Origin of the sequence: Acinetobacter sp. V104_13 (assembly GCF_031798995.1) — a bacterium.
Taxonomy (GTDB): domain Bacteria; phylum Pseudomonadota; class Gammaproteobacteria; order Pseudomonadales; family Moraxellaceae; genus Acinetobacter; species Acinetobacter pittii.
The window spans coordinates 242,093-252,042 of record NZ_JAVQNP010000021.1; the positions used below are offsets into that span (position 1 = coordinate 242,093).

At 38.5% G+C, this 9,950-nt stretch carries 8 protein-coding genes; 3 read left to right on the forward strand and 5 right to left on the reverse strand.

What is annotated here, in order from left to right; genetic code table 11:
• Positions 1-31 precede the first annotated feature (31 nt).
• Together RMB06_RS07085 and ilvD are read right to left on the reverse strand one after the other, a co-directional pair.
• Positions 32-1,321 carry a hypothetical protein gene (locus RMB06_RS07085; RefSeq protein WP_005066551.1) on the reverse strand — a complete coding sequence of 430 codons (1,290 nt, stop codon included), beginning with the start codon at positions 1,319-1,321 and terminating at the stop codon, positions 32-34.
• Positions 1,322-1,635: 314 nt separating this feature from the next.
• Entirely contained in the window at positions 1,636-3,465 is a 1,830-nt protein-coding gene (gene ilvD / locus RMB06_RS07090) for a dihydroxy-acid dehydratase (RefSeq protein WP_311078933.1), read from the reverse strand.
• A 347-nt stretch (positions 3,466-3,812) separates the two neighbouring features.
• Between ilvD and fmt the strand changes: the two genes are divergently transcribed.
• Together fmt and rsmB are read left to right on the forward strand one after the other, a co-directional pair.
• Positions 3,813-4,775 (forward strand): methionyl-tRNA formyltransferase, encoded by a 963-nt coding sequence (gene fmt / locus RMB06_RS07095; protein ID WP_311078934.1) that lies wholly within the window; start codon positions 3,813-3,815, stop codon positions 4,773-4,775.
• Entirely contained in the window at positions 4,772-6,076 is a 1,305-nt protein-coding gene (gene rsmB, locus RMB06_RS07100) for a 16S rRNA (cytosine(967)-C(5))-methyltransferase RsmB (protein ID WP_311078936.1), read from the forward strand. Before fmt ends, rsmB begins: the two co-directional genes overlap by 4 nt.
• A gap of 42 nt (positions 6,077-6,118) precedes the next feature.
• Here the strand turns inward: rsmB and RMB06_RS07105 are convergent, their stop codons facing one another.
• The gene (locus RMB06_RS07105) at positions 6,119-6,262 is read right to left on the reverse strand and encodes a methionine/alanine import family NSS transporter small subunit (protein ID WP_016142648.1); all 144 of its coding nucleotides are present in this window, start codon (positions 6,260-6,262) and stop codon (positions 6,119-6,121) included.
• 12 nt (positions 6,263-6,274) lie between these two features.
• Complete coding sequence (locus tag RMB06_RS07110) at positions 6,275-7,753, reverse strand: sodium-dependent transporter (protein ID WP_017481897.1); 1,479 nt, start codon at positions 7,751-7,753, stop codon at positions 6,275-6,277.
• 639 nt (positions 7,754-8,392) lie between these two features.
• Between RMB06_RS07110 and RMB06_RS07115 the strand changes: the two genes are divergently transcribed.
• Positions 8,393-9,097, forward strand: a complete 705-nt coding sequence (locus RMB06_RS07115) for a TIGR04219 family outer membrane beta-barrel protein (protein WP_311078938.1) — start codon at positions 8,393-8,395, stop codon at positions 9,095-9,097.
• 48 nt (positions 9,098-9,145) lie between these two features.
• Here RMB06_RS07115 and RMB06_RS07120 read toward each other — a convergent pair whose 3' ends face one another.
• The gene (locus RMB06_RS07120; RefSeq protein WP_032012858.1) at positions 9,146-9,742 is read right to left on the reverse strand and encodes a glutathione S-transferase family protein; all 597 of its coding nucleotides are present in this window, start codon (positions 9,740-9,742) and stop codon (positions 9,146-9,148) included.
• Positions 9,743-9,950: the final 208 nt, after the last annotated feature.

The following is a 9,950-nucleotide window of genomic DNA, read 5'->3' on the forward strand; positions in this document are numbered from 1 at the left end:
ACTGCCCTATTCTTGTTTTTAGGAGTAGGCCTCAATTAAAAGTTGAGGCTGTTTTATATTTTTCTTCTAATACATTGCTAAAAATACTTTCGATCATCCACACACGATACAAGCTATTAAATACGTAGGTCTGACCATCAATACGCAGCTCTAAAACTGGTAAATCAGGCTGATGCTTGTCTTTGCAAAGTGCATCATTTTGCGCCAAAACAGATTGCACATCTTGGTCGGTTAGCTGCTCAATCCCAAGTTGCTGCTGTAACTGTTGGAAATGTTTTAAGAAAGATAAATCTTTTCCTTTCGTCCAAACTGCCTGCAATATCGTAAAAATCGTATCGATTTGCTGATTTTCTTGCACACTATAGAAAAGCTTTGCCATTTCCAGTGTACTTTCCTCGGTAGGACGACAAAATGGCGTAAAGGCCACACCTGTTCGTTTAGAAACACGTGTCGCCAAACTCCAGTCAAACCAGTCTCGACCTTGATAACTTAAAGGGTAAACTTTTAGTTGAATATCATAATAATCAGCCAGCTCTTCCTTGATATAGGCAAGTAACAACCAACTCATTGGGTCTTCTAAAGCAATATAGACATCAAGCTCAGGATGAAGTGTTTGAATCTCGGTAAGCGCTTCAGCATCGTTAATCAAATGTTCACGCCATTCGATATGATTAATTAAAAAAATCGGATTACCAGTCAGTAGCTTTTGCTGCTTCAAACGACGAGTCAAACGTAATAAATCATCTACTGCGTGATATTTACGTCCACCAAATTCAAAGTAAGCTGCAGGTACAGGCTCATCCGTAAAAATACGTTCTGAAAAATGTTGAGGAAGCTGATGTTTAACTGCCATGGCATGTAAAGTACGCAACTTTCCATATTGTTGTTGCCAAAGCATGTGAAAAATATCTTCTAATAAATGGAAGAAATTCTGACCTTGTAATGGGGTTCTTTTTAATATGACTGCCGCTTGTTTTAAAGATTCTGGGCTTGGGATTTCTGGAAATTCATCGAAACCGAAACGATGTTGTTTGGCTAATATCTTGGCATCATTTAAACAATAATTTTGCCACTCTTCATGCGACATACTGTTTGGGGGTTCAGAAGCCGTATGCGAAATAATAATTTTTAAAGGCTTAAGTTCATCACTTAAAATTTCATCTAGCTGAGACAATTGCTGAACAGCCAAATAGCTATACACATCATCAAGTCGTAAATAAATACTTAAACCATTTTCCGTGGGTAACACCGCTTGACGAGAAGGCTTTTGGTAAAACCAGCTCGATCGAATAGGGTCAAACCAACGGCGTAGCAGTGACATGAGTTGTGCCTCTAAAAAATAAATCCTAAGCGAGATCAAAGATTGTTTTGATCATAGTGCAAGGTAAAACAGTAGTCGAGATTGAAATATAACTACCTTAGTTTACGCAGAAAATAAGTCATGTTTTTAGCAAGTTTCTACGTAGGTGAAGATTTTATCACCATTTTATGGCAAACCCATAGAATGATCTAAAAACACCTTTTTCTACAAGCTGATTTTTTTTTACCAGACATGAAAAATGCACCCTTAACATGATAGCAATTCATCGTGTTAAAGGGTGCATGATTCCTAATCAATTATTAAAATTGAATATTTTATAGAACGCGTACAGCTCCTTTCGCTGCACTTGTTGTATGCATTGCATAAACTTTTAACGCTTTTGATACTTTACGTTTACGTTCTTCTTTCGGATGCCAGCCTTTCGCTTCCTGTACTGTACGACGATGTGCCATAGTCGCATCATCAACGTTTAAGTGAATCGTACGGTTTGGAATATCGATTTCAATGGTATCACCATCTTCAACCAAACCAATCGCACCGCCTTCAGCCGCTTCTGGTGAAACGTGACCAATTGAAAGACCTGATGAACCACCAGAGAAACGACCATCTGTTACCAATGCACAGTCTTTTCCTAAACCTTTCGATTTAAGGTAGCTAGTTGGGTAAAGCATTTCTTGCATACCCGGACCACCACGTGGGCCTTCGTAACGAATCACAACCACATCGCCAGCTTTAATGTCATGACCTAAAATTGCATCTACAGCTGCATCTTGGCTCTCAAATACACGCGCTGTGCCCGTAAATTTCAAGATTGATTCATCAACACCTGCAGTTTTCACGATACAACCATCAAGCGCGATGTTGCCGTATAGAACTGCTAAACCGCCATCTTTAGAGAAAGCATTTTCTGCATTACGGATAACGCCTTTTTCACGGTCGCCATCTAATGTTGAATAATAGCGATTTTGCGAGAAGGCAACTTGAGTTGGAACACCACCTGGAGATGAACGATAAAACTCATAAACGTCTGCATCTTCAGTACGGATAATATCCCACTTATCCAACGCATCTTTTAAAGTTTTCTCGTGTACAGTCGGTACAGATACATCAAGCAACTTCGCACGATCAAGCTCACCCAAGATGGCCATAATACCGCCAGCGCGATGTACATCTTCCATATGAACGTCTTGTTTTGCAGGCGCTACTTTAGACAATACAGGAACTCGACGTGATAATTCGTCAATATCGTCCATTGTAAAATCAACTTCTGCTTCACTTGCCGCAGCCAATAAATGCAGAACCGTATTAGTTGAACCACCCATTGCAATATCAAGGGTCATCGCATTTTTAAATGCAGCCTTGGTTGCAATTGAACGAGGTAAAATGCTTGCATCTTCTTGTTCATAATAGCGCTTAGCCAATTCAACAATAAGCTGGCCTGCTTTTAAGAATAATTTTTTACGGTTTGCATGCGTCGCAACAATCGAACCATTCCCAGGTAAAGATAAACCTAAAGCTTCTGTTAAACAGTTCATTGAGTTTGCAGTGAACATACCTGAACATGAACCACAGGTTGGACATGCCGAACGTTCAAATTCTTCAACTTCTTCGTCTGTATAACTTTCATCAGCCGCAACAACCATTGCATCAACAAGGTCAATCGCTTTTTCATTACCGCGGAACTTAACCTTACCAGCTTCCATTGGTCCGCCAGAAACGAAAACAACAGGAATATTCAGACGCATCGCAGCCATGAGCATTCCCGGAGTAATCTTGTCACAGTTTGAAATACACACCATGGCATCTGCACAGTGTGCATTCACCATATATTCAACTGAGTCAGCAATCAAATCACGTGATGGTAAAGAATAAAGCATGCCGTCATGCCCCATTGCGATCCCGTCATCAACTGCAATCGTATTGAACTCTTTAGCAACACCACCTGCTGCGTGAATTTCTGCTGCGACAAGCTGCCCTAGATCTTTAAGATGTACATGGCCCGGCACAAATTGAGTAAATGAGTTGACCACCGCAATAATCGGTTTGCCGAAATCCTCATCTTTCATTCCTGTTGCACGCCATAAGCCACGTGCGCCAGCCATATTTCTTCCGTGTGTCGATGTTTTTGAACGATAGTCAGGCATTAGTGTTTCCAACAAGTTGTGCTTGAGCGGAATTTTTCCCGCTCTGGCGAATGATACTGATATAGCGTTAGATCAGTCGGAATATTGACTCATCATCATAATTTGATCATTCTCCATTCTATAGAAGCAAATAATATTCGGAAAGCCAAGAACAGTAATAGACAGTCAATATTTAGCAAAACTTACATGAATAATTTTTTATTTTTTCATAACCTTTTTTTATCAATAAAAGTTTTTCAATAATTTTTTGTTCACTATTTAAAAACTAAAATGCTCAATCGCCATGATTTTAGGGCTTCAATCGTTTTTCACGTATACTACGCCTAAACTCTTTTTGGATTGCATTTGTGAAAATTATTTTTGCTGGCACCCCCGAATTTGCTGCAACAGCATTGGCGGCTTTATTAAAAACTTCCCATGAAATTATCGCGGTTTATACTCAGCCAGATCGTAAATCGGGTCGTGGACAAAAACTAACGCCATCTCCCGTAAAACAACTTGCACTTGAGCATAATATTCCTGTTTATCAACCCCTTCACCTCAAAGCTTCAACGGAAGAAGGTTTAGCAGCTCAACAAGAACTGGCAGCTTTAGGTGCTGATGTGATGGTGGTTGCAGCCTATGGTTTGATCCTTCCACAAGCTGTGCTCGATACACCGAAATATGGTTGTTTAAATATTCACGGCTCACTATTACCACGCTGGCGCGGTGCAGCACCAATTCAGCGTGCGATTGCAACAGGTGATGAAGAAACCGGAATCACAATCATGCAGATGGCTGCCGGTTTAGATACAGGCGATATGATGTATAAAACATACTGCCCAATTACTGCCGAAGATACCTCAGCGACATTACATGACAAACTCGCAGCTCAAGGTGCAACAGCAATTTGTGCGGTACTCGAGTCAGAAGCAACACTACAAAAATATTTGGCAGAACGCGAAGTTCAAGACGAAAGCTTAACAGTCTATGCTCATAAACTCGTAAAGTCAGAAGCTCGTATTGATTGGGCAATTGATGCTATTCAAGTTGACCGTAATATCCGTGCTTTTAACCCTTGGCCAGTCGCTTTTATTCAACTTGATGAAAATAATGCTCTGCGTGTCTGGAACTCTCTAGTTTCTAGCCAAAGCAAAGCGAATGCTCAAGCTGGTGAAATTATTGCAATCGATAAACAAGGCGTACATGTTGCTTGCGGGGAAAATACATTTATTTGTCTGACTAGCGTGCAGTGGCCAGGTGGTAAAGCATTGAATGCCCAACAAATTGCACAAACTCAGAAACTTCACGTAGGACAAATTTTGCCATGAGTCAGGTTACCTCAAATTCCTCACGTTTTAACCTGCGTGCTCAAGTCGTCCAGACATTATTAAAAGTTCAGCAAGGCCAATCACTCGCTAGTATTTTAAATACACAGCTCAATCAGGTAGCAGAGCGCGATCGTGCTTTGTTTCACGAGTTGGTTTTAGGTACATTGCGCCAATGGTTTGCGCTTAAATCAATTAGCCTACCTCTACTCAGCAAGCCTTTAAATAATGAGACAGTAGAAACCTGTCTTTATGTTGGTCTTTATCAAGTTTTATGCACGCGTATTGCAGCGCATGCCGCTATTTCAGAAACAGTAGATGCAACCAAACAACTTGGATTCCCTGCACTCAGCGGTATTGTGAATGCAATTTTACGCCGAGCTACTCGTGAAACTGATGACTTTCAGCAAGGCTTACAGCAGGCGCATGGCTTACCAAGCTGGCTTTTCAAACGCTTAAAAAAGGATTGGAGCGAACAAACTGAATCTCTCTGCCAATCTTTGAAGCAAGTCGCGCCTTTAACCTTAAGGGTGAACCAGCGTCATATTGGCCGCGATGCTTATTTAGCAAAACTACAAAGTCTAGAAATTCAGGCACGTGCTTGTACTTTGTCTGAGGCAGGTATTGTTCTTGAACAGTCTGTACAAATTACCCAGCTACCTGGTTTTGAACAAGGTTGGTTTTCTGTACAAGATGAACACGCTCAGCTTTGCGCAACATTATTGCCAGATTTGAACGATAAAATAGTAGTTGATGCGTGTGCTGCCCCAGGGGGCAAAACTGCTCATTTACTTGAAAAGTTTAAACCTGCTCAGCTCATTGCGATTGATCAGGACCCAAGCCGTTTAGTGCGTGTAACTGAGAACTTAAATCGCTTAGCACTTGATCAAAGTCATACAGAGATTTTGGCAGCGGATGCAACTCAATGGGTACCTGCACAGCCAGTAGATTGTATTGTGCTCGATGCACCTTGCTCTGCTACAGGGGTTATTCGTCGTCATCCTGACATACGCCTATTGCGCCAATCTACCGATATAGCTCAAACCATTGAACTACAAAAGCAGATCTTGGACCACATGTGGCAACAGCTTAAAGTTGGCGGCACATTGCTTTACATCACCTGTTCAATTTTAAAAGCTGAAAATGAACAGCAAATGATGACTTTTTTTGCTGAAAATCCAAATGCAAAAGAGATCAAGATTGATGCTGATTGGGGAATCGAGCAAACTCATGGTCGCCAATTACTGCCACAAGCACAGTCTGGTGATGGATTTTATTATTGTAAAATCCAAAAAATTGCATAAAAAAAAGCAGGCTTAAAGCCTGCTTTTTTTTCTCGATCAGTATCAAAGTGTGTGCTGATCTTTTACTTCTTCTAAAACGTCATCTAACTCTTCAGGATGCTTCGATAAATGGATAATGGATAAAACCAAGCCACCCCATAAAAACACCATCGAAATTACCATCATTACGATTGCTGAAGTATTCATTATTCTATCCTCCTAGCGATCTTTCATTTTGCTTAAAACAATTGCAACAACTGCACAGAAAATCACACTGCCCCAGCCGAATACACCTTGTAAGCTCATACTATAAGTATCATAGCCATTTTTGATCAAATTAAATACAGTCATACTGAGTGTAGTTAACAAGATTAACGATGTAATGACTGTTAAAGTGAAATCCCACCCCTTACCTAATTGAATAGTTGAGATGCGATTCACGTGATCACGAAGTTCCATTAAAGCAGAACGCTTAAACCAAGCCACGGTAATAATAGAAAGTAAAGCACCGCCAATAATACCGATGTTATTGATAAAGTGGTCAACAATATCAACCAGCTTAATTGCGTTTACACTTGAGAATAAAATAATTGATACAAGTGCACTACCACCACCAATAATGGTTACAGCTTTTTTACGGCCCCATTTCAATTTATCTTGCATTGCTGCAATAGGTACTTCCAAAATACTCACCATCGAAGAAATACCTGCGACGAAAAGTGAAGAAAAGAATAAGAAACCAAATAAATCGGCACCAGTACCTAAACTTGAGATAATTTTAGGGAATGCAATAAATGCTAACCCAATCCCGCCACTCACAACATCTTTAACTTCAGTACCTGCCGCATGAGCCATAAAACCAAGCGCTGCGAAGATACCAATACCAGCCAGAATCTCTGTTGATGCATTTGCAAAACCAACGATTAAACCAGAACCTGTTAAATTCGTTTTTGGTTTCAAATAAGATGCATAAGTCACCATGATCCCGAAACCGACAGAGAGGGAGAAGAAAGTATGGCCATAAGCCGCTAACCAAACTTTATAATCCATCATTGCTGACCAGTTCGGCGTAAAGAAAGCATTTAAGCCTTGAACCGCGCCTGGTAAACGTAATGATTGAATCACTAAAATAGTGAAAAGAATGAATAATAAAGGCATGAAAATCTTGTTTGATAATTCCACACCTTTTTTCACACCACCATAAAGAATGATTAGAGTAAGTGCCCAAATCCCAACAATCGGCCAGAATAAATGACCTACAAACTGTAAATCAAAACCGGTTGCTTTTGTGGTCTGTAAATAGGTATTAAAGAAGAAACCTTCCGGATCACTTCCCCACATTTGGCCAATAGAGAAGTAAACATAACTACCCGCCCAAGTGAGTACACTTGCATAGTACAAACCAATGATGATACAGACACAAACTTGCCACCAACCTAATGTTTCCCCGCCTTTAAATAGGGCACGATACGCTTTAGGAGGTGAACCAGTACTACGATGTCCTACCGCATAATCTAAAAATAGTAACGGTAAACCAGCAGTAATGAGTGCCAATAGATAGGGAATAAGAAACGCACCACCACCATTTTCATAAGCAACGTATGGAAAGCGCCAGATATTACCTAAGCCTACAGCCGAACCAACGGCTGCAATAATAAAACCAGATCGTGACGTCCAGTTTTCACGAGAATCTGTCATAGAACACCTAATGTTAAAAGATTACTTATTTTTACTGCTATTGTTGATTGTTATTCCGCATGCAAAAAAAGAACCAAAAAATACTTTTGTGTTTGTAGAAAATAAAATGCACCTTTTGAGTATTTTTATTCCCTTAACAAACAAGCAAAAATAGAAAATTCTTCCTTAAAGATTTTTGTCCATTTTTTGCCCCTATATAGCTGAACAATACCTGTTTTTATTTCTTTTTACTGTAATTTCCGTCAGAAATTTTACGAATTTTCTGAGTTTTTTTCACAATTGGTTATTTTTCAGCTAATATTTACGTTCTACTACTTGTAGATCAAAATTATTATTAAATGTAATTTTATTGCCATCTCTGAAAATATTTATTTAATTACTCAACTTATCCACTAATTTATTTTTAACTCCCTAGTTATCAATTAAAATTTAATAAGTCCGATACGATTGACAAAATTTATACTAAATTTTCTAAAAGATTAAATTCATTTAAATGAGGAAGAAAATATTAATTATTTGAATTAAATAAACTTTTTTAAGGTTTAAAAATTTACTCATATCACACACCTCAGATCCTTATTTTTTATCAATGCATCTGTAGCAAGATCTCTATATCATGCGCTCAAAGATTTCTTTTATGTGGATGTAAAAATGAAAATATTAAAAATATCTTTATTAACGCTCGGGATGGGCTTAAGTGGCTTTGCTCAAGCAGACTTCGTAGGAGTAAAAGGCGACGTGGGCTACTGGTTTTATGACGGTAAAGCTAAGATGTCTTCTCAATCACCTGAAGATCAAGATTTAGATCAAAAAGGTAGTGCTCAAATCTCATTAGCAGTAGAACACCCAATTCCATTTATTCCAAATGCAAAAATTCGTTATGTAAATTTAGATACCGAAACTAAATCAGAAACTTTAGGTCAAGCCAACTATAAAGTTGATTTAGATCATAGCGATTTTATCCTCTACTACGAGTTACTAGATAATATCGTAAGTGTAGATGCTGGTCTTGGTGCCACTGTATTAAATGGTGATATTACTGCGTATACAGGTAAGCGCGTGGATATTGATAAAACATATCCTATTGCTTATTTGTCAGGTGAAGTAAAACTTCCATTTACAGGCTTAAGTGCTAAAGGTGAAGCAACTTATACAAACTTTGATGATGCACGAATTACAGATGCACTGGCAGAAGTAAAATATAAATTTGCAGATAACCTACTCATTGATCTGGGTCTAACAGCAGGCTATCGCGTACTTAATATCGACTTAGATGACTACGATAACAATGACCTTAAATTTGAATTTAAAGGCCCATATGTAGGTCTAGAAGCACATTTCTAAATCAGAATTTCAGAAATAAAAAAGAACTCTATATGAGTTCTTTTTTATTTAAATCATATCTACATAACCTAAATATTCTCGAATCCTTTGGCACCACGCTTGAATATTTGGATATAGCTCCAAATCAAAACCACCTTCCTCGGCGACATGCGTGTATGCATACAAGGCAATGTCAGCAATAGTTAATTGATCTCCAACAAGATAGTCGTGATCTACTAAAGCTTTATCCATAATAGATAGTGCTTTATGGCCTTTTGGCTGTAAATTATGGTATTCCTCTATTCTTTCTGGTGGTAACCCTAAATATTTATTAATAAAACGAGCAACTGCAATAAATGGTTCATGACTATACTGCTCAAAGAACATCCATTGGTACATTTTTGCTTTAATAAAAGGATCTGTAGGAATAAATTTTGTTCCTTCAGCCAAGTAACCTAAGATAGCATTCGACTCACTCAAAACACGACCATCTTCTAGGACTAATACAGGTATTTTTCCATTAGGATTTAAGGACAAAAAATCAGCTGATTGAGTTTCTTTGTTTAAAATATCAACGTGGATCCATCTATGATTAATATTTAATAAGGAAAGTAATAGTTTTATCTTATAGCAGTTACCCGAACCGACATCACCATAAATTATCATAGATGCTCTTCCCTTATTATGCATACTTAAAAGATTAATTTTCTTATTATTTATAGCACAACTCTTCCTTAGTATTTTTATATTTATTCTCCGCACAAATTTTTTATCGCAATAAAAAACACCCCCATTCATTAGAATGGGGGTGTTTAGAATAATGAGCTGGCGATGACTTACTCTCACATGGGTAACCCCACACTACCATCAGCGC

What these genes read in the sequence shown, in the direction of transcription:
- RMB06_RS07085 (WP_005066551.1), bottom strand. Translation starts at nt 1,321, where the DNA reads ATGTCACTGCTACGCCGTTGGTTTGACCCTATTCGATCGAGCTGGTTT.
- ilvD (WP_311078933.1), bottom strand. Translation starts at nt 3,465, where the DNA reads ATGCCTGACTATCGTTCAAAAACATCGACACACGGAAGAAATATGGCT.
- rsmB (WP_311078936.1), top strand. Translation starts at nt 4,772, where the DNA reads ATGAGTCAGGTTACCTCAAATTCCTCACGTTTTAACCTGCGTGCTCAA.
- RMB06_RS07105 (WP_016142648.1), bottom strand. Translation starts at nt 6,262, where the DNA reads ATGAATACTTCAGCAATCGTAATGATGGTAATTTCGATGGTGTTTTTA.
- RMB06_RS07110 (WP_017481897.1), bottom strand. Translation starts at nt 7,753, where the DNA reads ATGACAGATTCTCGTGAAAACTGGACGTCACGATCTGGTTTTATTATT.
- RMB06_RS07120 (WP_032012858.1), bottom strand. Translation starts at nt 9,742, where the DNA reads ATGATAATTTATGGTGATGTCGGTTCGGGTAACTGCTATAAGATAAAA.